General features: G+C 49.7%; 23 protein-coding genes. 11 read left to right on the forward strand and 12 right to left on the reverse strand.

Annotated features, from left to right (window positions below):
• Nucleotides 1-8: 8 nt before the first annotated feature.
• Nucleotides 9-986 (reverse strand): threonine ammonia-lyase, encoded by a 978-nt coding sequence (locus EL633_RS34400; protein WP_126631722.1) that lies wholly within the window; start codon nt 984-986, stop codon nt 9-11.
• Nucleotides 987-1,196: 210 nt separating this feature from the next.
• Complete coding sequence (locus tag EL633_RS34405) at nt 1,197-1,385, reverse strand: hypothetical protein (RefSeq protein ID WP_126631723.1); 189 nt, start codon at nt 1,383-1,385, stop codon at nt 1,197-1,199.
• Nucleotides 1,386-1,889: 504 nt separating this feature from the next.
• Between EL633_RS34405 and EL633_RS34410 the strand changes: the two genes are divergently transcribed.
• Nucleotides 1,890-2,213: a hypothetical protein gene (locus EL633_RS34410; protein WP_126631724.1), complete on the forward strand. Its 324-nt coding sequence runs from the start codon at nt 1,890-1,892 to the stop codon at nt 2,211-2,213.
• 119 nt (nt 2,214-2,332) lie between these two features.
• On the opposite strand, the gene EL633_RS34415 is transcribed toward EL633_RS34410, so the two are convergent.
• On the reverse strand, nt 2,333-2,815 hold the full coding sequence (locus EL633_RS34415) for a heme-degrading domain-containing protein (RefSeq protein ID WP_126631725.1): 483 nt from the start codon (nt 2,813-2,815) through the stop codon (nt 2,333-2,335).
• Between the two features lie 461 nt (nt 2,816-3,276).
• Here EL633_RS34415 and EL633_RS34420 point away from each other — a divergent pair, with 461 nt between their 5' ends.
• The 5 genes from EL633_RS34420 to EL633_RS34445 all read left to right on the forward strand — a co-directional run bounded on the left by EL633_RS34420 (nt 3,277) and on the right by EL633_RS34445 (nt 8,887).
• A complete protein-coding gene (locus EL633_RS34420; protein ID WP_126631726.1) occupies nt 3,277-4,167 on the forward strand; it encodes an LOG family protein in 891 nt (296 codons plus the stop codon).
• Nucleotides 4,168-4,615: 448 nt separating this feature from the next.
• Nucleotides 4,616-5,578 carry a hypothetical protein gene (locus tag EL633_RS34425; protein WP_126631727.1) on the forward strand — a complete coding sequence of 321 codons (963 nt, stop codon included), beginning with the start codon at nt 4,616-4,618 and terminating at the stop codon, nt 5,576-5,578.
• 96 nt (nt 5,579-5,674) lie between these two features.
• Entirely contained in the window at nt 5,675-6,640 is a 966-nt protein-coding gene (locus EL633_RS37165) for a hypothetical protein (RefSeq protein ID WP_161982690.1), read from the forward strand.
• A 235-nt stretch (nt 6,641-6,875) separates the two neighbouring features.
• Nucleotides 6,876-7,268 (forward strand): DUF485 domain-containing protein, encoded by a 393-nt coding sequence (locus EL633_RS34440; protein WP_126631730.1) that lies wholly within the window; start codon nt 6,876-6,878, stop codon nt 7,266-7,268.
• Nucleotides 7,265-8,887, forward strand: coding sequence for a solute symporter family protein (locus tag EL633_RS34445; protein ID WP_126631731.1), 1,623 nt, complete (start codon nt 7,265-7,267; stop codon nt 8,885-8,887). Before EL633_RS34440 ends, EL633_RS34445 begins: the two co-directional genes overlap by 4 nt.
• Before the next feature lie 76 nt (nt 8,888-8,963).
• Here EL633_RS34445 and EL633_RS34450 read toward each other — a convergent pair whose 3' ends face one another.
• The gene (locus EL633_RS34450; RefSeq protein WP_126631732.1) at nt 8,964-9,389 is read right to left on the reverse strand and encodes a hypothetical protein; all 426 of its coding nucleotides are present in this window, start codon (nt 9,387-9,389) and stop codon (nt 8,964-8,966) included.
• 198 nt (nt 9,390-9,587) lie between these two features.
• Complete coding sequence (locus tag EL633_RS34455) at nt 9,588-10,784, reverse strand: MFS transporter (RefSeq protein WP_126631733.1); 1,197 nt, start codon at nt 10,782-10,784, stop codon at nt 9,588-9,590.
• A gap of 977 nt (nt 10,785-11,761) precedes the next feature.
• Here EL633_RS34455 and fes point away from each other — a divergent pair.
• Nucleotides 11,762-13,000 carry an enterochelin esterase gene (gene fes / locus EL633_RS34460; RefSeq protein WP_126631734.1) on the forward strand — a complete coding sequence of 413 codons (1,239 nt, stop codon included), beginning with the start codon at nt 11,762-11,764 and terminating at the stop codon, nt 12,998-13,000.
• 211 nt (nt 13,001-13,211) lie between these two features.
• Nucleotides 13,212-14,009, forward strand: coding sequence for a class I SAM-dependent methyltransferase (locus EL633_RS34465; protein ID WP_126631735.1), 798 nt, complete (start codon nt 13,212-13,214; stop codon nt 14,007-14,009).
• Nucleotides 14,010-14,045: 36 nt separating this feature from the next.
• On the opposite strand, the gene EL633_RS34470 is transcribed toward EL633_RS34465, so the two are convergent.
• From EL633_RS34470 to EL633_RS34480, 3 genes are all read right to left on the reverse strand, one after another.
• A complete protein-coding gene (locus EL633_RS34470) occupies nt 14,046-14,639 on the reverse strand; it encodes a YdeI/OmpD-associated family protein (RefSeq protein WP_126631736.1) in 594 nt (197 codons plus the stop codon).
• Between the two features lie 16 nt (nt 14,640-14,655).
• On the reverse strand, nt 14,656-15,399 hold the full coding sequence (locus tag EL633_RS34475) for an SDR family NAD(P)-dependent oxidoreductase (RefSeq protein ID WP_126631737.1): 744 nt from the start codon (nt 15,397-15,399) through the stop codon (nt 14,656-14,658).
• A gap of 151 nt (nt 15,400-15,550) precedes the next feature.
• Nucleotides 15,551-16,465, reverse strand: a complete 915-nt coding sequence (locus EL633_RS34480) for a helix-turn-helix domain-containing protein (RefSeq protein WP_126631738.1) — start codon at nt 16,463-16,465, stop codon at nt 15,551-15,553.
• A gap of 215 nt (nt 16,466-16,680) precedes the next feature.
• Here EL633_RS34480 and EL633_RS34485 point away from each other — a divergent pair, with 215 nt between their 5' ends.
• Complete coding sequence (locus tag EL633_RS34485; RefSeq protein ID WP_126631739.1) at nt 16,681-17,196, forward strand: GNAT family N-acetyltransferase; 516 nt, start codon at nt 16,681-16,683, stop codon at nt 17,194-17,196.
• Nucleotides 17,197-17,262: 66 nt separating this feature from the next.
• Here EL633_RS34485 and EL633_RS34490 read toward each other — a convergent pair whose 3' ends face one another.
• The 4 genes from EL633_RS34490 to EL633_RS34505 are packed head-to-tail and all read right to left on the reverse strand — an operon-like array spanning nt 17,263 to nt 21,801.
• On the reverse strand, nt 17,263-18,102 hold the full coding sequence (locus EL633_RS34490) for a sugar phosphate isomerase/epimerase family protein (protein ID WP_126631740.1): 840 nt from the start codon (nt 18,100-18,102) through the stop codon (nt 17,263-17,265).
• Nucleotides 18,099-19,157, reverse strand: a complete 1,059-nt coding sequence (locus tag EL633_RS34495) for a Gfo/Idh/MocA family protein (protein WP_126631741.1) — start codon at nt 19,155-19,157, stop codon at nt 18,099-18,101. The genes EL633_RS34490 and EL633_RS34495 overlap by 4 nt, the downstream gene beginning before the upstream one ends.
• Before the next feature lie 37 nt (nt 19,158-19,194).
• Complete coding sequence (locus EL633_RS34500; RefSeq protein WP_126631742.1) at nt 19,195-20,976, reverse strand: hypothetical protein; 1,782 nt, start codon at nt 20,974-20,976, stop codon at nt 19,195-19,197.
• A 24-nt stretch (nt 20,977-21,000) separates the two neighbouring features.
• Nucleotides 21,001-21,801, reverse strand: a complete 801-nt coding sequence (locus tag EL633_RS34505) for a sugar phosphate isomerase/epimerase family protein (protein ID WP_126631743.1) — start codon at nt 21,799-21,801, stop codon at nt 21,001-21,003.
• Nucleotides 21,802-22,370: 569 nt separating this feature from the next.
• On the opposite strand from EL633_RS34505, the gene EL633_RS34510 reads away from it, so the two are divergent.
• Nucleotides 22,371-23,189: an AraC family transcriptional regulator gene (locus EL633_RS34510; RefSeq protein ID WP_126631744.1), complete on the forward strand. Its 819-nt coding sequence runs from the start codon at nt 22,371-22,373 to the stop codon at nt 23,187-23,189.
• Between the two features lie 177 nt (nt 23,190-23,366).
• Nucleotides 23,367-24,326 carry a carbohydrate ABC transporter permease gene (locus EL633_RS34515; RefSeq protein WP_126631745.1) on the forward strand — a complete coding sequence of 320 codons (960 nt, stop codon included), beginning with the start codon at nt 23,367-23,369 and terminating at the stop codon, nt 24,324-24,326.
• The last annotated feature ends 9 nt before the right edge of the window (nt 24,327-24,335 follow it).

Consider the following 24,335-nt stretch of genomic DNA (forward strand, 5'->3'; position numbering starts at 1 on the left):
AGATGCGTTTAATGGGTGGCCGTGAGAGCCTGGGCGTAGACAACTGGATCAACATTGCCGCCGCTAACAATACAGCAGACGCGCTTGCCCTTAAAGCGCTCTGGCTGAGTCAGGATAGCTCCCAGCGCCAGCGCACCGGTTGGCTCGACCTTTAAGTTGCAATACAGGAAAAACTGGCGTAGCGCCTCCAACGTCTGCTCGTCTGGCACCTCAATAATATCTGCCAGCCCTGCATGTAAGATCTCCCAGTTCACCTGGCCCAGACTGATGGTGCGCGCGCCATCGGCCACCGTCGCGGGCTCCTGATCATTCTTCACTAGTGCACCACTGCGCAACGAGCGAGCAGCATCATTGCCCGGCAACGGTTCAGCTCCAATGATCTCCGTATTTGAATTCATATAGTCTCTGGCGAGTACCACCCCTGAACTCAAGCCACCCCCACCGATAGGCACCACCAGCGAATCGAAGTTGTCCGCCGTGAGAATCTCATGGCCCAGCGTGGAGTTGCCCGCCACCACACGATAATCATCATAAGCCTGCGCCCAGAACGCATCTTTTGACTCCTCTAGCAGCTGCGCCACGCGTGCCGCTCGGCTCACCTCTCGGACATCGATCAGATCTACCGTTCCTCCGAAGGACTTTACTGCTGCAATTTTTACCTGTGCTGATGTGGATGGCATCACTACCGTGCACGACTTGCCCAGTAGCCGGCTCGCATACGCTACGGCCTGTCCAAAATTGCCCGAGGACGCCGTCACAATCTGTGTCTGAGGAATGCTTGCCAGGAGATTATAGGCCGCCCTAAACTTAAAGCTCCCCGTATATTGTAGCGTCTCGCTGGCGATGGTCAGCTCACAGTCCAGTGCCTCCGAAAGGCGAGGAACCGGCAATAATAATGTTGGTCGTATAGAAGCTGGCAATGTCTGCCACACCTGTTCCACGTAAGCCGCCGTCAGTTCAGGAGCCGAAGTATAAGAAGCAAGCATTGTGAGATACCCCCATCATAAAAATTGCGCTAACTTTTTTAGCGTCAACAGCCCGATCAAAATATTCTACTATAGTACCCGAGCTCATTATAAATGTAAACCGAGAACCTGGCGTGCCATGTATTTTTTGCCAAAAAGGAGCCTTCCCCTGAGCGTACCGTGTGGAACCACCTGGCAATATCGCAGGGGCTCCCTCTCTGGTCGAGGTGATCACGGTGGGGGAGCCGAACAGGCTGGATACCGGGCCACCACGCTGCGGCGGGTGGCAAACGACCGCTGAGGGTCGTAACTACGTTGCCTGGCTTTCACATGGTGCGCATATTGCTGCAAAAAATGCATGACATTCTTTATACGGTTCCTGGCTAATTCATTTTCGGGTAGACCATGATCATCAAACACTTAACCTCCCCCTATTGATGAGTGGGGTGTTGCCAGTCGTACGGCCATGGCCGTACGACTGGCAACACCCCACTCATTTCAATCTGGCGCCGCAGGGGCCAAAGAAAGAGGCTAATTAACGCCATCTGCAAGTTTCCACATATCCACCCTTGTTGAGGAGGAACATGGTGAGGCGTCCGCGGACTCCTCACCATGTTCCTCCTCAACAAGAAGCGAGCGCTGTAAGCGCGAGGTGTGAGGGATAAAATTTGCAGATGGCGTTAATTAAATAGCCCTATATGCGGTTGTATTGGGAGATAGTAGAGATAGAATCTTACTAAGATTTGAAGGATAAGTGGATTGCTGACATTGCACAGTATGTAGAAAAAAAATTTGTTGACGAGGACTATATTTTGGGCGCTATATTGTTGAGAAATGTACGCATATAGACCTACTTACTTTCTACTTTTTGATGTGTTATACTGTGTAAACGTCAGGTTTTTTATGAGAAACGAGGAGGCCTCTGTGGAGCAAAAACAAGAACGTGTACATTACGACGAGTTCTCTGAGCAATTCGTTTCCATTGTAACTGAACATTGGCCAGATATCTTGTTGATTATTAATCGCCAATCGCCCCGTTTATCTGCTTTATTGCGGGTCGCGACCCCTACGACTTTGAAACGTATGAATGGGGTCTGGCGCATCCAACTGATTACGCGGCGAATTTCGCAGCGTGAAGGATTACAGTCTCCTCGTGACAATGAGATTGTGGCCCAGGCCATTCGTTTGTGGGCGCATACTCAGGCACAGCTCCGTCTACCACGTATCACCGTTGAGTTTATGTTGTAGGGATGTGGTTTTCTTCCCCTTTTACTGTTTGTTGTTAATGCTGCCGATATAGAAAAAGCGACACCAGAGCCAGTTCGTCACTTTTTCTGGTGCCGGTATTGATAGGATTTGAGCAGGAACTATGCTTGTTTCTCACGCTCCACAAACTGGCGCAGGACACGAACTACCAGTTCATGATCTTCCTGTTGAGGAAGGCCTGAGACGGTCACGGTCCCCACGGGCCCGATGCCACGAATGATTAGCGGAAATGCCCCACCGTGGGCAGCATATTCCTGTGAAGAGATGAGATACTTCTCCTCAAGCGTTTTTTCGGCATTTTTGAGTGAAGTACCAATATAAAATGAGCTATGGCTAAAGCGATTAACGACATTATTCTTACGGCGAATCCACTCGCCATTATCGATTGCCGTTCCTTCCATCGCAAAATGGAAGAGTTGTAGACCGTTACGTGTAATATCGATGGCCACTGGTTTGCTGAGCGTTTTCGCATCTTTTAATAGGGCTAATCCTACTTCCAGTGCCAGCTCATTAGAAAAATGCGAGAACTGGATTTCTTCTTCTTGTTGCAGAAGATCCTGTAATAAAGCTTTATGGGTGCTCATATATATACTTTCATTTTGTAAAGAAATACGTCATGTTTTACTTTCAACTCGAGTATAGCATACAAACAAATAAGATTGTATATATCGAGTGGGGAGTACTGGCCGGATCCAGTATTGGTCGGGTTGGTGGCTCTGCTGCTAGAAGTAGATTTAGACGAATAAAGAAATGGATGTGCAACACTCGTTCTGGATGAAGCGTAGTATAGATGCAGTGTATAAAAAGCTTTTTTGAGCCTGGAGTATCTGGATTAGCATGAAGAAGAGAACCCCCAATGGTCACGGACAGGCCGGCTTTTTTCTCCTTTGACTTCACCATGCATTGATCTATCGGACGCCATTGTTTACAAAACATTTACCATCTTTTAACAAACTAGATGGTTGTAGGCATTATTACGTGCTATACTGGATTTGTTATAGTGAGGAATACTCACTTTCTATAAGTAGATAAGAAAGTGCTTATTATGAGACGTAGGAACACTAATAATTTGAATGGATCTAGTAATCATCGAGATAAGACAGCGACTGATCGTTATAATGCCTTGCGCAACAAGGGAGCGGTGACTGATGATGAGCGGCTCTTAAGTCGTCCGACGCAGCCCCTGGTCAGTCCCAATGAGCCTATACCCGATGAACTCAGGCAGGAAGAAGATCATGCCTTTGAGCGTGCGCTGAACTTTGATTACACCATGACTGATCCCTGGCGGGTGTTCCGTATTATGAGCGAGTTCGTCAATGGATTTGATGTGCTGGCGCATATTCCTCCATCGATCGCCATTTTTGGTTCTGCGCGCACGAAACTCGACGATCCGAGTTATGCCGCGGCCACCGAGACTGCGCGTTTACTGGCACAGGCAGGTTTTGGCATCATTACCGGCGGTGGACCAGGGATCATGGAAGCCGCGAACAAGGGTGCCCAGGAGGGAGGCAATCTCTCAATTGGATGTAATATTGAGCTTCCCTTTGAGCAGGAATCGAATCCTTACCTGGATGTCTCGCTGGACTTCCGCTACTTCTTTGTGCGCAAAACGCTGTTCGTCAAATATTCGAATGCCTTCATTATCTTTCCTGGTGGTTTTGGTACTATGGATGAACTGTTTGAAGCCCTGACGCTCATCCAGACCCAAAAAGTGAGCAACTTCCCCATTATCCTCTATGGATCTGCCTATTGGGGGGGGCTGCTGGACTGGATCCGCAGTACCATGCTAGACGAAGGAAATATCTCCGCGAAAGATCTGGACCTGCTGCGCGTCTCCGATGATCCTCAGGAGATTTGTGATCTGGTCTGTGATACTTACCAGAATAATATCCGACTCGAAAGAATCAATCGCCACCGCGAAACCTCGATTCGCTAAAAGCTGCAGAATTCCAACGGATGTTTACCAGGCCGTCTACTCATAGAGTAGGCGGCCTGTTTTTTTGGGCTAGTGCCCGATGTGAGTATTCCTGAATAGTATTATTGAATGAACATTTGACTAGCCACAAGCGGGCGCTAAAGCGCCCAACATTTTTTATATGTGGTATGAAATCGTGTGCAATGCACACGATTTCATACCACATATAAAAAATGTTGGGGTTAAAAATATTGGGGTATTAAAGGTGTGAAAATGACTCTAATTTATAAATGTATTTTTTGGGAATAAAAACATTTAGGGGTGAATCATGTAAGATGTGTCAGCGATAAAACCGTATATGGATTTAAATAGATAATAATAGTTGATATGAGTCATGTAGAGCTTATGGTGCGTACTAATAAATGAATATAGTATTGAATATATTACGCTATGGCATGGAGGTCTTTTTATGGATTATCTTGGGGAAGCATTGAAGCTGCTTCCCAGGCCTGTTTGGGTCTTATACACCACATTTTATCTTGTCTTTACTGCCTGTATTTTGCTGAGCTGGTTTAATGTCTCTTTTCCAGGTCAGATGTATGTAATGATGATTGCTATTGCTGGTGTGATGCTTAGTATGGGCATTGCTTTTATCTATGGTGGGGTTGTTGAGATGAGGCAGGCGCGTGAGGAAAAGCGCAAGCCGGCATTTTATAAGCGTGCGGCCTTGTACGCGGGAATTGCATGTATCGTGGCGGCCTGCTTGCTGGTATATGATTTTTGGGCTCCATCTGGTATTCCAGAAACAGTTGGTTGGATTGTGACTATCGCCTGTGCCGCTGTTATCATTGTTGGCCTTGCGCCAGCTTTTTATCATCAAGTTCAGGATACGAATCGAGCGGGCAAAGAGGCTCTGGAAAAAGTGCAGCAGGAACAGGAGCAACAGAAGCTTGAGCGCGAAAGTTTACAAGCCGAGGGGAAAGCTGTTCCCGAGCCCGAGGTGAATAAGGCGCGTGGTCGCGTGCTATTAGCATTGCTCCTGTTGATAGTGGTGCTGTTTTTTGGTGGGATGATAGGTATGATTGTTAATATGATTACAAAGACTTTACCCTATGAAATTTTTATGCTTGCTATGAGCGGAGCCTGGTTTGGCTGGAGCCTGTTTTTAATTATGATTAGCCGGGAGAAGGCGCGTAAAGAGCAACGGTCCTGGGGACCCTGGTATGTGCACGCATCGGTAATCTATATGCTCACTGGCGTGCTCTTTCTGGCTTATTTCGCGGCGCACTATCTCCTCGTTGCTCAATATATGCTGGCGAAAGATACAGCAGATAAACTCAATATCATTCCATTTGTACTTTTTGTCGCTATCTTTGTGAGTAACAGTGTATTAACGAAGCGAAAAGAAAAAGTAGCAGGTACCACAGCGTAAATTTATGCTGTGGTGTGCACTTTGAAATATAGTCCTGATGCGGGTCAGGCGTATTATGGCAATAACACAATACATATGGCATGGAGGACCTTGTTGATGAATTATTTTTGGGAAACTGTGAATAAATTACCTGCACCTTTACGCTTGATAATTGTTGTGATCTTTATAGGGATTTTCTTATATTTATTTGCTGGATTTTTTAATATTCCTCTTGCTTTACCGGATTATGTTATTAATATTATTAGCAGCACGTTTTTTGTGGCATTTGGATTGGTCTTGCTTTATGGGGGCATTGCTGATTTGCGGCAGGCGCGCCGAGAAGGGCGGAAGCCGATATTTTATAAGCAGGCTGGCATTGTCGCAGGAATCGCATGTGTGGTGGTACCTTTCTTATTGCTGTATGCTGTGCTTAATCCTCATAAGGTTTCAGATACGGTTGAACTAACGCTTATTATTATTATCTTCGTGGTGTTTGTGCTTGGCATTGCACCGGCTGGCTATCACTATACTCAGGCTATGAATAAGGCTGGTGTCGATGCACTGAAAGAGGTGCAGAGAGAGGAAGAGGAGAGGAAAGCGCAGCGGGAACGTTTGCGGGCTGAGGGGGAAGATCTGCCCGAGCCACATAAGGAGAAGGGGCGCAACTGGCTGCGCGTGGCTGTGGCCGTGAGCGGGTTGTTGGTGTGGTTGGCATGCGTGACTATCTTAGTGGTAGATACCTTGACGAGGTCTGTACCCTATGACTTTTTGATGTTAGGCTTTAGCTTTGGCTGGTTGTGCTGGAGTGTGGCGGCGATTATGAATAGTCAGGATCAAGCACACGAGCAGCGAAGATCCTGGCGTCCCTGGTATCTGCATGTATCGAGCGCCTATTTTATCGCCAGCCTCCTCTGTTTATGCTATTATGTGACCCATTATCTTCTTGTGACCCGTTACATGCTGGCGAAAGATATTGCGGATAAGTTCAATGTGATTCCATTTATTGTGCTGGTGGCTGTGATTGTATGTAGCAACATAGTTACAAATAAAAAGGCCAGGCGGGAAGCTACTAGAACATCTTGAGTCTTTAGAATGTTGCGGCCTGTTTAAATCTGCTTCTAGGTTTCCAGGTGGGCGTTATCTGGCTTGAAAGCTATAACAGGCCTTGTTTTCTGTAAGGGGATATGGTAACTTATTTATTGTGTCACATTATTTTTGCTGCGTTGTAGCAATTTGTATGTAGATACGCTTTTTCCTCGCGCCTCTGGTTCTTTTCTTTTTTAGTGCGTCTGTTTCTACTCACTGGAGGTCAACTGCTATGGCTGATGCCATCTCTCCTCAAGATGAGGGGAAGTCTGGTCCGGTTCGCAACGCTGGAGTTGTTGAAGATCAGCAAACTACTCTCCGTGACTGGCAGGCCATCGAGCGCGATGGTGAGTTCCGCGAACTCGTGCGTGCCAAGCGCAATCTGATTATCCCTGCGACCATTTTTTTCCTGCTCTACTATTTTGTTTTCCTGATTATCGTTGGATATTTTCCGGATATCGCCAATGCCAGCGTGTTTGGCAATATCAATGTGGCTTATCTGTTTGCGCTCTCGCAATTTTTCATGACCTGGATCTTAATGGGGATTTATGTCTGGCGTGCCGGTGCGTTTGATCGGCTGGTAGAGCGCATCGTTGCGCGTGTACGGGGGGAGAATAAAGGATGAGTACAAAAGAGCTGCAAACGCTACTGATGTTTGGCGTGATCGTCTTGATTACGCTGGGAATCACCCTCTGGGCCTCACGTCGTACACGTACTACCAAGGACTTCTACGCCGCTGGCCGTAAGATTAGCGCTGCCCAGAATGGTCTGGCCGTGGCAGGCGATTATATGTCGGCCGCCTCATTCCTGGGTATTGCTGGACTGATTGCCTTCTTTGGTTATGATGGCTTTATGTACTCGGTCGGCTTTCTTGTCGCCTACCTGACTGTGCTCTTTCTAGTAGCCGAACCATTGCGCAATATCGGTCGTTTTACCATGGCTGATGTGCTTTCTTTCAGGTTGCGTCAGCGCTCAGTGCGGACCGTGGCTGCGATCTCTACCTTGATTGTCACGCTGATCTATATGATTGCACAGATGGTCGGGGCCGGTTCACTGGTGAGCTTACTGGTGCCAAGTCTGGACTATAATCTGGCTATTATCATTGTTGGCTTGCTGATGATCTTTTATGTCATTTTTGGTGGCATGCTCGCGACCACCTGGGTGCAGATCATCAAAGCGGTCCTGCTGATGGGTGGTACCCTGATCCTCTCGATCCTGGTGATGAGCCATTATGGGTTCTCGCTAGGAAACTTCTTTGACGCCATTCATGGCGTGGTCGGCAAATACTGTACCGGAGGCGGGACGCTTAAAGATGGCGCGTGTAGCACTGGTACCCTGGTTTCTCAGAGCTATCTGACACCGGGCCTGCGCTATCATGGCACCTATGGACAGTTAGACCTGATCTCGCTTGGGCTGGCGCTGGTACTGGGGACTGCCGGACTGCCGCATATTCTGATGCGCTTCTACACGGTGCCAACGGCCCGCGCGGCCCGCTCCTCAGTGGTCTGGGCTACCGCGATCATTGGTGTCTTCTATATCCTGACCACCTTCCTGGGCTTTGGGGCTGCTACCCTGGTTGGTAAAGCACATATCGCCAATCAGAATCTGGCTGCACCACTGCTGGCCGAGGCTGTCGGCGGAACCATCTTCCTGGCCTTTATTGCTGCCGTCGCCTTTGCAACGATTCTGGCGGTTGTGGCCGGACTGACTATTGCTGGCTCATCGGCCTTTGCCCATGACATCTGGCTCAATGTCGTCAAACGTGGACGTGAGGATGAGCGTGAGCAGGTGCTGGTCGCCAAGATTACCGCAGGCGTTATTGGTGTGATCGCAATCATCCTGGCGATTGCCCTGCGTTATAGCAATGTAGCCTTTCTGGTCGGACTTGCCTTTGCCGTAGCAGCCAGTGCTAACGTTCCATCGATCGTGCTCTCGATCTTCTGGCGGCGCTTCAATACCGCTGGTATGATTGCAAGTATGCTGACGGGACTCATCGCATCCGTGATTTTGATCATCGTCAGTCCGGCCATCATGGCAGTTGACCCGCCGGGAACCGCCGCCACGGCTGCGCACCTGATCCAGGCTAAAGCCCTCTTCCCGCTGGAAAATCCCGGGCTGGTAGCCATTCCCCTCAGTTTCGCCGTCGCCATCATCGTCTCCCTGGTCACACGTGACGAAGCTGCCATTGAAGCCTTTAGTGAAACTAATGTCCGTGCCAACCTCGGTATCGACGCCGAAGTCTAAAGCTATATTGTGAGTGTGATGTTCGATACATTGGGCATCACACTTGCTTGCTTTCATAGAACGGCGGATTTCCTCTTTAGTTTTTTTTCCTTAGCTTTTTTTGTATAATTGAGATCTGAACGACAGAGAAAACGTAACCAGCAATTGAGAAGACGAGCAATACCAGCGCGACGACGAAACTGGCGATAATCAAGCCAAAGACGCCCTCGGGTAACCCGGCGGTCATGCCAGATCCGACTGTTCTCCCGAATACATTCGCGGTTAATGCGACAAGAGCAATTGAGAGTGCCATGATCAGCGAAGAGGCTACTACACTCAGAATAGCCATAACATAGTTAGTTGTACTGAGCGTCGCATCGTTATCGGGTCGTAGTTTTTGCTGGCTGTCATATTGAGATTGTGGCCACTCGGCCTGTTCTTTACCTTGATAGGCACCGTATCCGACTGATTCCGAGGACCATTCTTTATAAGATTGTCGTTCTGGCTCTTGCATCTGTGACATAGAAATGCTCTCCTTCAAGAGAGGCGACACCCTGGAGAATCGCCGAAGCATACAGATATAATCGCTTCTAAGGTGTACTGTTTGTGCTGCGAGAAAAGTGGTATAGAGGGATCACTCTCATGGCGATCCCTCCAAATGGGAGATTGCCATCTCCTCAGATTATACCCCATAGTCTGAACAATATGGCACGAATTACCCTTAATATTTTGTTTGTAGCGCAGTTTTATGCGTTGCAGGAGCACAAAGTGCGGCAATAAGGCAGAGGAGCACAACTGGTACCAACGCGAGACGCATTCCCGCTTGCTCGGCGAGAAAACCAATCATCGGTGGACCAACAATCATGCCCGCATATCCCCATGTGGTAACCGTCGCCAGCGCGACGTCTTTATCAGGTCCGGCATGATGCGCAGCCGCACTTAAAACGAGAGGAAATGGAATAGAGAGGCCAATACCTACCAGACCCAGTCCAAAAAACACAGCCGGCGCCCAGGGAAAAGCCAGGGCTAGCGTAAGCCCACTTGCTGCCAGGGCGCAGGCAATACGCACAAGTCTGGGGGCGCCAAAGCGCTCTGCCATCCTATCACCAACGCTGCGACCAAGAGCCATACAGGCTAAAAACGTCGTAAAGCCTGCTGCTGCTAGCCCAGTCCCTGTATGTAAATTGCTCGAAATATACACTGCACTCCAATCAAATAAAGCTCCTACGCTAAGTAAAGAGCAGAAGGCAATGATCCCCAATAATATTAATGTGGGAGAAATTTGAGCAGAGAGCGCTTTCAGGACAGGTTGCTTGTCCGCAACTTGTTTCTGTTGTGAAGCGAGAAGGAAGCGTGTGCTCCATACAAGAGCAGCCCCACCTGCGATAGCGATAGCGAAAAAATGCGTCTCTGGTTGTACATCAAAAGCGGCTAGAAGACTGCCAAGCGACGCGCCGGTTAAACTTCCTACGCTGAAGTAAGCGTGGAACGAATTCATGATGCTGCGGCCATATGCTTGCTCAACATCAGTTCCCTGGAAATTCATGGTCACATCCATGGCACCACTAGCGACTCCAAAGAAGATCAGTGCCAGGAGAAAGAGTGGTAGTGTTGGAGCGAGTGTGATCAGTGAAAGCGAGACACACATTGCAAGTGCAGCAATAATTGTAATCACCTTGCTACCAAAACGTGAAGACACATGCCCCGCTATACTTATTGCCAACAATCCACCAATGGTACATCCTAATAATGCGAGTCCTAGTTGACCTGGGGGTAAAGCTAACTTCATTTGTAATGTGGGTAAGCGCGTTGAAAAGGTTGCAGTCAACACGCCATTGACAAAAAAGTATATATTCACCGCCATGCGGGCCAGATGTAAGCGCCATTTCTCTGCTTCTGATTGAGAATGTAATGTCATTTTGAAACCTTCACTTTCAAAGAGAGATTGTAGTTATAGAGAAAGGGGCGGGCATCCTTGTATGAATTGAATGAGGTAGTGAAAAAGTGGAGGAAACGTACAGTACAATCTCCATCGCACGACTATCTCTTGAACGTGAGATGCCCGGCGATACACGCCGTGGAGATGAAGAGAGAGGAAGGAGGCAATGAAATATAACCTATCTTAATACTATGATAGGTGAGTTGTGGATTGATAGCCTGACATCTCCCGCATAAGCATGGCGTGATCGCTTATACGGGAAATGTGGTTGCGTTCAGTATAGCTCCAACAATTTGCAATATATATACTTTCTTTAGATGGCAGTGACTGATCTTTCTAGAAAAAGACTTTATCAAGTGGTGGGTATTTTGTCAAGTATATTCTGCTCAAGGAGCGAGCTGCGTAGTCAGGTTGTATGACTACAACATGAAGCTTGTGCGCCATTTTTGTCATCTTGTTATGCGATAATATAGGTGAAGTGCTTTTAGAAGCAATTGACTGATTTGTATTTTTAAGGTATGATGACAAGAGATTGCAAAGATAAATTTTAGTTATGGAGAGATATATGCCCGATTATCGCTAACACGCGCCAGGAAATGTGACTGACGAGCAGGCATATGCCGTTACCATTGTGGTGATGGTCTCTTTGCTTTGTCCAGCACACGATGGTAGAGTGTTAGCGGCTTCAGTCTATGGGTCAGTTGTTTCTTCTACGCTCGTTTTCTTCCTCGACCTGTGCCCTCGAAGTTGTCTGCCATACTGCACTAGAACGTATACGCTGCTCGCTTGCTGTATATTTCTGGCGTTTTCACCACTTTCCGAGATATTGATTGATGTATTGAGCAAAGATAATTGCTAATCACGGAGAAGCTAGAAGCCAGGAGTAGCAGCGATGAATGCTACCCGTTGGTTTGTCTTTGTTCCTGAAGCATGCTTCTCCAGGAAAGGTCTTTGGTATGAGTAGTCAAAAGGCGTTACGCAGTCCCCGTATTGTGGCATTGGAAGAGGCATTGATTGCAGGCGATAACACTGCGCTGGACACATTCTGGCAAGAGATCGAGGCACATGGTGCGCCCTTGATGGAAGAGCTCGAAGAGGGATATTATCTGGTAACCTTTCTCTGGCATGCCAGGCAAGAGACACATAACGTGGTGATCTGGGGAGGACCAGCAGGGCTGGAATATCCCGCGGATAACCGCATGGCACGTTTATTAGAGACAGATCTCTGGTATAGAACATACCGCGTCCAAGCTGATTTACGGGGCGTCTATACCCTTTCAACTAACGATTCTGTAGATGCAGAGATTGATAACCATGAAATTGGTACGCGTTTCATTCCAGATCCCTTGAATCCGCGCCAGTTTGTGGCCCACAAGGATGAAGAAATACCGAATGATAAAGAGGTTATCTTTTCCATTCTGGAACTTCCGGCCGCCCCGGTTCAGTCCTGGATTGTGCCTCGGCCCGAGGTACCTACGGGCCAGCTTAATTTGCATCGTCTGAGTAGCCGCATCCTCAACAATCAGCGGCGCGTCTGGGTCTATACTCCCGATGGTTATGTTGAGAGTGGCGAGCCATATCGGCTATTGGTTTTGTTTGATGGATGGAGCTACATCGACCTGATTCCTACTCCAACGATATTGGATAATCTGACCTATGCTGGCAAGATTCCACCAATGGTCGCTGTCCTGATCGATAGTCCCGATCAAGCGACCCGCAATCGTGAGCTTACCTGCCATCCACCACTGATAGATTTTTTGCGCCAGGAACTCATGCCCTGGCTGCATGAGCACTATCACGTCACCAATGATCCTGCCCGCACGATTGTCGGTGGAAATAGTTATGGTGGCCTGGCTGCTGCTTTTGTCGGCTTGCATGCGCCTGAATTTTTTGGCAATGTGCTCTCACAGTCCGGCTCGTTCTGGTGGGACAAAGAGCCAGATGAAGATATTCAGCAAGAGTGGCTGATCCAGCAATTTATCGCCAGTCCGACTCTGTCCTTGCATTTCTATCTAGAGGTAGGCTTGAAGGAAGATTCTGGCTGGATCTACATGGTTGGTTGCAATCGACATTTTCGGGATGTGCTCAGGCTGAAAGGCTATCAAGTTCACTATTATGAGTTTAACGGCTATCACCATCCTGTTTCTAATCGTGGAACCCTGGCCGACGGACTGTTAGCACTTCTGGGTGACTGATACCTGTTTGCTTGTCGAGAAGTGAGGAGAATTGAGGGGCAGCTGCAATTGCCCTGAAGGATCAGCATAGATTGCGTGTCTACCACATCTAGTGCTGATCCTTCCAATATACTATCCTGGTTCTGTTTGAGATATAAAGAAACTTATTGTGAGTAATGTGCGTAGATTATGAGAAATAAGATTGTTGTTAAGGAAAAGGAGTAAGCTTGCTATGGAGCCGAAACCGAGTCACCTTGGATTGAAATATGCGGAGCAGTTTCAGGATCGCAGTATTGTGGATGTATATCACCATCGCGCTCCCTATGCGGATACGTTGATTGAGACACTGATCAATCTTGTCATTGATGAGCCACGTGTTGTCCTTGACGTTGGTTGTGGAACGGGTGATCTGGCACGGCGTCTGGTGCACGGAGTTGAGCGCGTGGATGCGGTAGATTTTTCGCCGGCCATGCTTGAGAAGGGCCGGTCGCTACCAAATGGCGATCATCCTGGTCTGCGCTGGCTGTATGGACGCGTCGAAGAGATAGCATTACAGCCAGCATATGCCTTAATTACAGCTGGCGAGAGCCTGCATTGGATGGAATGGGATATCGTCTGCCCGCTATTTGAACGCCTGCTCACGCCGAATGGTTATCTGGTCATTGCCGGTCGCGGTTTTGAGAAAAATCCATGGGACACAGAATTATTTGCCCTTATCAACGAGTTCTCGACCAACAAAGAATTCAAGCGCTACAATTTGATTGACGAACTGGAGCGGCGAGAGCTCTTTGAAGCCCAGGGAAGTTTTGTCTCTGCGCCAGTTTCTTATATTCAAGATATTGAGGCTTATCTCAAATCCTATCATTCTCGCAACGGCTTATCGCGTGAGCGCATGGGTGACGTGGCCGCAGACCGCTTTGATGAGGGCGTCAGGGAGATCATTGGCCCTTATACACAGGATGGATTCCTGACGCTCTCGATTGTCAGTAGCATGGTCTGGGGTCAACCGGGTCCAGGCTTTGTGAAATAGAACGATTGTTATTCTTAGAAAAGTCCATTTTTAGTGTTATTGGCGATACTGATTAGCTTTTATATTCATTGCTGCCAGGCGTGTCGTTTCTTCGATACGCTTCTTCCTTGTCTCGGTGCGTTTCGCGCTTTCAATCCACCATAAAATGCTTTTTTTGACTGAAGGACTGAAGGCGTGAAAGTACTGATGCGCCGTTGGATTGGCACGCAAGGCGTTATCCAGATCGGCTGGAAGTGTCAGATCTTCAATGGCGTCATAGCTGTTCCATGCGCCATTGCGTTTTGCTTCCTCGATAGCTTTAAAGCCGGCTGCAGCCATTAAGCCTTGTGCGATGAGCTTTTCAACGCGTTGTTTATTCAGGCGGGACCACGAACTTTTGGGATTTCTGGGTGAGAAGAGCCGTATGTAGCGCTCCTCATCCAGAACATTTGGGCGGCTATCAACCCAGCCAAAGCAGAGCGCCTCCTCAACCGCATCGGAGTAGGAGACAGAAGGCCGGGCCGTTTGTTGTTTGTAAGCGATGAGCCATATGCCAGGTGATGTAGCATGATGTTCTTCGAGCCAGCGGCGCCATTGATGGCGGTCCTGAGCATAATATTGCTCGCGTTGGCCCGCAGTAGAGTCAGTCATAATTCATACTCCATTGTTACCAGGACAAAGGTTCTCCATAGCGAAAAAAGCCACCAGTTGGTCCATTGTCGGGCAGGGTTGCGGCCCATAGGACGCTAGAGGCACCTTTCTCAACTGGACCAGCACCCATTGCTTCCATACCGGGCGCCGTTGCGGTCAGGCCGGGGCAGACGGCATTGACGAGGATACCTGTGCCTTCAAGTTCCGCGGCAAACTTCGAGGTGAGCGCGTTGAGTGCAGCCTTAGATATACCATAGCTTGCAACCGATCCTCGATTGGTGGTCAAGCCAAATTGTTGGTCGCCATGAGAGCCTGCTCCGCTGGATACATTGACGATGCGGGCATGCTGGCTCTGGTGGAGAAGCGGTAACAAGATTTGTGTGGTACGCCAGGCTCCGAAGAGATTTGTTTCAAGAATCGTATGCGCGGCCTGTAGATCAGCCGTGGTAGCCTTCTCCGACCAATCGACATAGGCAGCGGCATTATTAATGAGTACATCTAGCCCTCCAAACTCCTGTTCCAGTACAGTCGCGAGCGCGTGGATACTCTCGTCCTGGGTCACATCAAGCGCATGGGCGTGGACATCTAGTCCCTCCACGATCAGCTGCCGAGCGGCACTGGTAGCTTTCTCCTGGTCACGTGCGGTCAGAATCACCGTCATGCCAGCTTTTGCCAGTTGGCGACATACCTCGAAGCCAATACCATGGCTGGAACCAGTTACCAGTACAACCCGTGAATTCGTGCGTTTCTTAGCGTCCATCAATCTCTCCTTCTCTTCTTACTCATGCAGGTTATTGATAAGTATATTTCTGAATGTGTTCTGCCTACACTCAGGAAAGTATATATTGTTTGAGCGCTGAAAAGAAAACCTACAGGCAGGTAAAAATGACCAATTTCTACGATGATAGAGACTACACCTGTTTTTTGAAGGCTTGCTGACGATACTCCAGTGGAGTGAGTGCAAACTGGCGCTTGAAGAGCCGAGTGAAGTGCGTTGGCTCTTCAAAACCAAGGTAATTCGCCACCTCGCCAACATTGAGATCAGTATAGTACAGCAGTTTCTTTGCTTCTAGTAGGACACGATCCGTAATCAAAGCATATGCCTTGCGCCCAATTTCTTTGGAGACTGCCTGACTGAGATGGTTTGGTGTCACATGTAAAAGATCCGCATAGGCCTGAACCGTACGTAGCGTGAGATAGTGTTGCTCAAGCGCTTGTAGAAATTGTGTTGCAAGTGAAGCAGGAATAGATAAATATTTTTGACGTTCCTGATAGCCTTCGTATAGACCTTTACAATCGAACAGGAGCGCCAGGAGCAGTGCTTGTAACATCGCTACACGATAGGGGTGGTGCTGGTTCTTGAAGGTACGCTCCAGGCGTACAAAATGATCGCGGAGTGCCACTTTTTCCTCGTTGGTAAGTGGCAGCATATTGATCTCAGTTGGACGAAAGAACGGGAACTCTTCCATCAGTGGGATGTGATGATGACTCAGGAATTCAGGTTGGAAATAGAGCAGAAAGCCTCGCTGCTCCTCGCCGCGTATCCAGGCGGACACATGTCCGGGTGGCTGAAAAAACATGGCGTTAGCTGGTCCGTTTAGATGATTGGTATTCAGATCGATTACCGCATCATGTGAGTTCTCCTCAAGGAGCATCAGACAGTAAAAACGGAACGTGTAGGGTGGCATCACCTTCCGTGTCGAAGGATAGGTCTCCTCAAGCGTATAGACATGAAAATCAGGCAGATCAGTGCGTCCAGTAAAGCCCATGACCTCATGACTGTGATTAATATCATCAAAATGGAGAATGTGTTTTCGGCGCTGCATCGCTGGTATGTTCCCTTAACCTTTGCATGTTTCTATGATTATATGACGGTACGCGAGAGCTCTCTTCTTTGACAATGTCTCTATTAAGATGCTTTTTAGTGAAATAAGGACGCCATGAATATACATGTCGCATCTATGTTACACTTAATCCTCGCAAACCTAAAGCACTCGAATTATCTGATTACATAATATCTATCAGGAAAGGTAATGCATGAATGGCTTCGTTAACCTTACCTTTAGAAGAGTACAAAGATAGCTATCTTGAAGCTCTGGGAGAGTTGCAAGCGGAGGGTCGGCAGCAGCATCTTTCCCGGGAAGAGCTAGCTATCCATTTCGCCAGTTTTGTGCAGCGGCTACGTGATCAGGCAGATATTGCCAGGATTGAGCCCGGACACATCCCTTTTTCAGAGTTCTGGTTGATAGATGGAAATGCCTATCTTGGCATGCTTGTTTTGCGCCATACCTTAGACGAGGACCTTTTGCAAAAAGGTGGGCATATTGGCTATGTTATTCGCCCATCATCCAGGCAGCAAGGCTATGGAAAGCTGATCCTTAGCTATGGGTTGGCGAAGGCGAAAGCTCGCGGCCTGGAGCGTGTGCTTTTGACTTGCGATGAGGATAATGCTAGTTCCAGGGCTATTATTGAAGCGAATGGAGGCGTGCTGGAGAATATCATTCAGATCGAGCGCTGGCCTGCCCCGGTGTGTCGCTATTGGATTCAATTAAGCTAAATGGTTTGGGTTCGTGGAAGATAGAGAGGATGGGGCAGCGACTCAGAGCCGTTGCCCCCAGGGGATTCAGGCGTAGGACCAGTCCATGTTACGGAGGATGGTCTGGAGGGCCTGGGAGGCGCGGCGGAATAGCTCTGGTCCGCTGAAGCCTTGATATTGGCCGGAGTTAGCGAGATGGGGTTCAAGGGCGATGTAGCCGTTGTAGCCATCGCTGCGCAGGCGCTGCAAGATGGCGGGCCAGTCGGATTCACCTTCGCCGGCGACGGCCATAGAACCGTCGGCACGTACGTCTTTGACGTGGACGTATTCAAGCCAGGGCAGGGTGGCCTCGTAGGCGTCGGGATAGGGTGTCTGGTCGCATTGCAGGTAGTTGGCGGGATCAAAGACGGAGCGGAAGTACTCGTCGTTGATGGTTTTGAGCAGGTCTACGTTGCGTGCGATGGTGTCGCCATAGATGGCTTTCTCGTTTTCATGGATGAGCCGAACACCGGCGGCCCGGGCGCGACGGGTCATCTCTTGCAGATTGCTGATGACCTGGTCGCGATACGTGGCTGGATCGCTATCCCCGGTCCCGGCCTGGGCAGGTGGATAGAACGAAAAGATGCGGATGTAGCGTGTATCCAGGGCTTTGGCTACAGCCACCGAGCGGTCGAAGCGTACCAGATGATCCTCGAAGGAGCTATCTATTGGCACTTTCCCGATAGGAGATCCGATGGCGGCCACGGCGATGCCAGCCTCCGTAAGGGTCCGCTTGATGTTCTGAACCTGCTGGTCAGAGAGATCAAGCACGTTGATATGGTCAACTGCACGCAGATCGATGGCGTGGATATTCTCGCTTTTGAGGACCGCAATCTGCTCATTCAGATCTGGTGAGATTTCGTCGGCGAATGCTGAAAGACGAATCATAAAAGTGTTATCTCCTTCCCGGTGCGGGCAGATTCATAGATGCCAAGGATAATTTCGACGGGATGGCGGGCGGCGTTGCCATCTACCAGTGGCGTGCCGTTTTGCTGAATCGCCTGGATCATATTCTCGATCTGGGCGGCGTGGGTGCTGGCCTGTAGCGCGGCGGGATCACTGGCCGTGGCGGCCTTTTCAGGTTTGACGACCTCTGATTTTTTGGCACCACCACCATAAGGTCCGACCTCCTCGCCGTCCTGGCTGGCCAGATGCAAATAGCCCAGGCGATCATCTTCGATGACGGCCGAGCCTTTGTCGCCGCAGACCTCAATGCGTGTGGTCACGCCGGGATAAGCTCCTGTGGTTGCTGCGATCGTGCCCAGGGCACCATTGGCGAAGCGCAGGACTGCTACCGCCACATCCTCGGTCTCCATTGTATGGACCAGGGTATCGGTATAGGCATGGATGCTCTTAACTGGTCCCATGAGCCATTGCAGAATATCGATCGAGTGGATCGACTGATTCATCAGGATACCACCACCATCCAGTTCCCAGGTACCACGCCAGGCACCGCTATCATAGTATTTCTGTGAGCGCCACCAGGGCACGACCGCGTTACCCAGCACCAGGCGTCCCAACTGCTTCTCTTCGATGAGCTTATGTACCTGCAGTGAGGCCTCATCGAAGCGATGCTGGCTGATGACCGCTAGCTTCTTGCCTGTCTCCTTCTGGACACGCAGGATCTCCTCGATGCGATCATGACGGATCTCCATCGGCTTCTCAATAATCACGTTGCTGCCGGCGCGCATAATCTGGCAGGCATGTTCACCGTGCATTCCACTGGGAGTGCAGACATCAACCACATCCAGCTGCTCGGCTGCCAGCATCTCTTGTAGACTATTATAGGATTTGACATGGAATTTGTCGGCCAGTTTCTGGGCCTTCTCTGGTACGATATCGGCTACCGCCACCAGTTCAGCTGAATCCAGACTCCTGATGGCCTCTGCATGGGTAGGTCCGATTACGCCGCAACCCACGATGCCAAAGCGTAGTTTTTCCATTATATATACCTCCTTGATGTATGTTTTTTTCGCTTTTTTATAAAGAATCCAGATAACGAGTCAGACGTTCGCTGGCCTGAGCGGGCGTCCCATCGATGATGAGCAGGAAGCAAGCCCGGCCCTGCCCGATTAGTGCTTGCCAGGTACTGACCGCCTGGGCGCGCAGGAATGTATCGGTGTACGTGCCAGCCAGGATCGGCTCGTGCTCACGTAGCAGGATACGCAGACTGACCAGAGCGGGTGGACCATCCATCTCGCTCTGCTCGGTTGAATGATAATCAGCTGGAGCGGAGCGCAACTTGAGTGGGATACCCAGGCGATCGTTGGCCAGTGGATAGAGGCGTTGCGCCACCGCCGCCTTGAGTTCTTGCGGAGCCTCCCCATTGATCGTGAAATCCAGATATGCTGGATGGCGCAGGCGTAGCGTACTCGTCAACGCCGACACAATATTCTCCTGCGGTGAAACTTCTGCCGGCGCATAGAGCGTCAACCCCTCATCTTTAAAGACCGCCGGCCAATCCTGGAGTGCCTGTAAAGGATCTGATAGTTCGCGCAACTTGCGGGCACCAGTTTTATAATTCTCAACCGCTGGCTGGCCCGAGAAGGTAATGTCATGGAGATAGCCATAGAGCGCCATCGTCAATTGCCAGCCCAGGAATGAGGTGGCGATGGCCGTCAGACGCTCAACTGGAGCACTGGCCGCCAGATAGGGTTGATACAGCGTGAAGGTTGGCAGACCCTGGGCAGCTTCATTCGTCATATCTGTGGCAAGGTGAACGCGCAGCAGGCCCTCGGTACTGAAATTAGGTGCCTGTGAATTCAGATCCTGATTACGGAAAATAACTACGCCCTTATTGCCCTTGCCCAGACTCTCCTCCATCAACTGCTCAATCCAGATCACCAGCGTATCCCACTGGTCCGGTGCGTCAAAGAGCAGGCGACAGGCTCCGCCGCTGCTGGCCGCTGAGAGAGCTGCCGCTAACTGGACAAAAGGATGTTGTGCTGGCTGGCTCTCAGCCTGAGCCAGGTCGTAAGACTGCCAGGCCTGGCTCAGGACATGGCGCAGCTGGCCAGGACTATCTGTGTGGCGGATCAGGTAAAGGGCCGCCGGTAGCAGAAAGACGCGCGTCGCGGGCGCACTCATGCGTCCACCCGTACCATTGCCACCATCCAGCTGCAGCGGTCGGCTTGGAGCATGTTGCTCACGTGCAAAACGATCCAGATAAGAATCGGGGAGCGTCATTACCAGCAGGTGTTCGGCCGGAGAGAGGCCTGCCTGTTCCAATAATTGCGTAAACCAGGCCAGATGGGTGATTGGTTCTTCTGAGGTCATGCCCATTGCCACACCAATCATCATCGTATCCTGAAATAGTGTCTTGATCTGTGAGGAAGAGAGCGCCGTTCCATTGGTCAGCGTCAGTCCTTTAGCCTCGGCAATCTGCCGCACAATCGTGTTTAAAGCGGCCGGATCAGTGCTATCCAGTGGATAAATGCTGATGCCGGTGGCCGGATTCGCGCTACAGAAGCCAAATTCCTTGAGGACACGCACCGTAATAATCGAGCCCCCCATGCCGGCCCAGATGATATGGCGAATCCCTTGATCCCAGAGCGCTCGTGCCTCGGCCTCCACAGCCTCCAGGCCAGTGGGATCCGCCAGTAAACGCGCGACCCCCTCCACCCAATCCAATTTTAATGAGTCATTCTCGCTCCCCAGTTCCGCCATCCTGCCTGTGCGTCGACGTAAAAAGCCAACCGCATCCTCTGCAGCCAGACGCTCAAGCGCAGCCGCACGCTGCATCGTGGTCTGCCCATCTGTCATGATCAAAAATCCCTTCTCATCTTTTTATACAGCCTGTTTACTACTCTCAGTCCACTGGGTACGCAACGTAGCCAGGGCAGGACCCGCCTCAGTTGCCAGATCAGTCCAGTTGCACTCGATCGAGATACGCTGGTCATAACTGATTTGATGGAGCGCCGCCAGGTAAGGTCGGAAATCCTCGCCAAAGCGGCCCGGCGCCGCCCGCTCCTGCTTTTCCGCTACATGCACATGTGTTAGCAGTGAGGCATAGGGCAAGAGCGAATCCGCATCCTCGCCATTGCAAGCCATATGATAGAGGTCGGACAGCAGGCGTGCGCCTGATTGCTCGATGCCTGAAACCATTGCCCCGCCATCCGCCACCGTATTAAAGATGTTTGTCTCCTCATAGCGTAGTGGCTCAAGCACAATCTGAACACCATGTTGACGTGCCCAGCTACTCCAGGTCGCCAGATGATCTGCCAGTTGGAGGCTCGCCGCAGCCTTATCTATATCAGCAGGACAGGCCCGTGCAGGCCCACTGCCAAAGACAAAGATACGGATACCAGCCTGTTCCGCGCGCTGCAAAGCCGTGCGCATATATTTTTCCAGGCGGGCTCGATCGACTTTCTGGCTCGGCGATTCCACGAGTGTCATATTAGATGGTAGCAACGAATTCGCTGCCTCGATGGGGAAAGAAAACTGGTGTGCTGAATGTAACCGCTCCTCAAACTCCTCCTGAGAATGCTCAGGCAGCAGAAAGCGCTGGACGCTTTCTTCTAGATAGTCATAGGCGTTATCGCGGAGCAATGGAATGTTCTTAAAAGATGTGCAGATACCAAACTTCATCGTAATCCTCTTCTTCTACTAACAACGAACGCATTACCAAACACCCGGACGTTCGCTCCTGTCATATAGAAAGCAAGTAAGCAGAGTGTTCATTCACTTTGCGCCATAAAAATAGCATATCACACATGATTGTTTGCTAGCGGGCAAAGCAAAGAATGAGCAGCCGAGCGATGCCTTATATTCAATAATCGGCAGCTCTACTATATCCAGGCATCCTTTGTAGTAAACTAGACAGAATATGAGTGTTAACTGGCCTGCGTGGCTGATCTAGGAATACCTTAGGAGGAGAAGTAGGGTCGTGTGAAAATTGCAGGATTGTGATTTTTAACCATACACATATGTACAATTAATCTATATTTTCTGTGGAAGTAATCGTTTACTTTTTTGCCAGGATGGGGGTGCCTGGTGACTGCTATCTTTCGCTCTTCTCGGTGTCTATGCCTATATTGCATGGTCTGGCAGAAGGATATGGTAGATAGAGTTTGTATTGTATTGTTGGTTGAAGCGATTGTGAAGTGGTGGTCATTTTCAGCTCTTTTGCTATTATATGTCTGGAAGGAAGGTGTGTAATGGCGCAACAACGAGAACAAGGAATGTCATACTGGCCGCTTGAGGTGACGGTAGGTGATGTGGTGTATCCGCCTGGTAGCACATTGGGTCCGCGTATTCAGCCATGGCTGCAGTTTGTGTTTGTGTATGCTGGCCAGATTACGCTGCGGATTGATCAGCAGGTGCATGTAATTCCAGCGAATAGTGCCTTTGTGCTGTATCCTGGCCATCATGAGTATTTTGTCTTTGCCGAGGATTGCGAGACAGTGCATAGCTGGGTGCATCTGGATTTTACCGAGTTGGATCCTGAGTTGATCGCACGTTTGCGGCAGGTAGCCTGGCCGCTTCCATTATCGCCAGCCATGCAGCAACATATGCATGACGCGCTGGCGCTCAAGAAAAGTACGTTTCCGACCACCAATGAGATCCTGAAGGGACTGGGAATGCAGATCTGCTGGCGATATATTGGTGAGGGCGAGCAACTGGCCACGCAGGATATCGGGCTTGCGCATAGTGCGGTTGAGCAGGCATTGCAGTATATCTACGAGCATATCAGTGAGCCACTGACACTGACGCAGATCGCCGAGGCGGTTTCTATCAGTCCTGCCCACTTGATCCGTTTGTTCCAGCTACAATTACAGACCACCCCGATGGCCTATGTCTGGGAACAGCGTATCGCTATGGGAATCAAATTGCTGGAGCAGACTGGGCTCTCGGTTGGTATGATCGCTGAACGCTGTGGTTTTCAATCCCGCTTCCACTTTTCGCGGCGTATCCGCCAGACGATCGGCTATACTCCATTGGAAGTACGTCACCGCTCCTGGCAGATTGAAGTATGATCCAGCAGCTCATACATTCATTTATGTAACCATATGTGTGTATATTCAGCTCGACTTGCATAATTTGTGTGCAATGATATGATCTATATTTAACAATAAATTTGCAGTATAATCATACCGCCTTAACCTGAGCTGACTACACTGGGGACGTACCATTTATAGGATGGAGCAATAGTTTTGAAGCAAAATGTAAGTGTGCCGGAGTTCAAAACGCAGAAAAACAAGCATTCGTGGTTCTGGCACCTACGTCATTGGGCCTCAACAGGGCAGGCCTATGTATATCTCTTACCAGCTTTTATTGTGCTGGCGTTATTTTCTTATGGTCCTGCCGCCTTTGTTTTTTACATGAGTCTCTTTAAGTGGAGCTTTTTAAACCAGGGTGTGCAACCATTTATCGGGCTTGCCAACTACGACTATCTTTTGCATAGCTCGACTTTCTGGCATGCGTTGCAGACCACCGTATTATATGTGGTGATCTCAGTGCCTTTGCAATTATTTCTGGCCCTTTTTCTGGCGCTGTGTTTGATGTCTGGTATTCGCGCTAAAGCTTTCTGGCGACTGGTGATTTTTACACCATTTATCACGCCTCTGGTCGCCACAACAGCGATCTGGTACTGGATGTTCGATAAATACCATGGCCTGTTCGATAATTTGTTGCGGCTGGTACACCTGCCTGCCATCGATTGGCTGGGAGATCCACATTGGACTCTTTTTAGTATTATCCTTTACACCACCTGGAAGTCGTCTGGTTTTAGTCTGGTTATCTTTCTGGCGGGATTGGGAAATATACCACCGGATCTCAGGGATGCTGCGCGGGTCGATGGGGCTGGTAGCTGGCAGGTTTTCCGCCATATTACCTGGCCGATCTTGACTCCGATTACACTGGTGGTGATGTTATTGAGTACTATTGAAGCCTTCAAGATGTTCCAGCCAGCCTTTTTGCTGGTTGGTCCAGTGGGTGGACCCGACAATGCCGCCAACACGTTGGGACTCTACCTTTTCTCGGAAGGTTTCTCTACAGACCCTCATGACGGACGTGGAGCGGCCATCTCGGTAATTCTCTTTTTATTAGTCTTCATTATCTCAATCGTGCAATTCAGTCTGTCTCGACGTGGCACACAGGCGGTGGATGCATGAAGATGAAGG

Origin of the sequence: Dictyobacter alpinus (genome assembly GCF_003967575.1) — a bacterium.
GTDB lineage: Bacteria > Chloroflexota > Ktedonobacteria > Ktedonobacterales > Ktedonobacteraceae > Dictyobacter > Dictyobacter alpinus.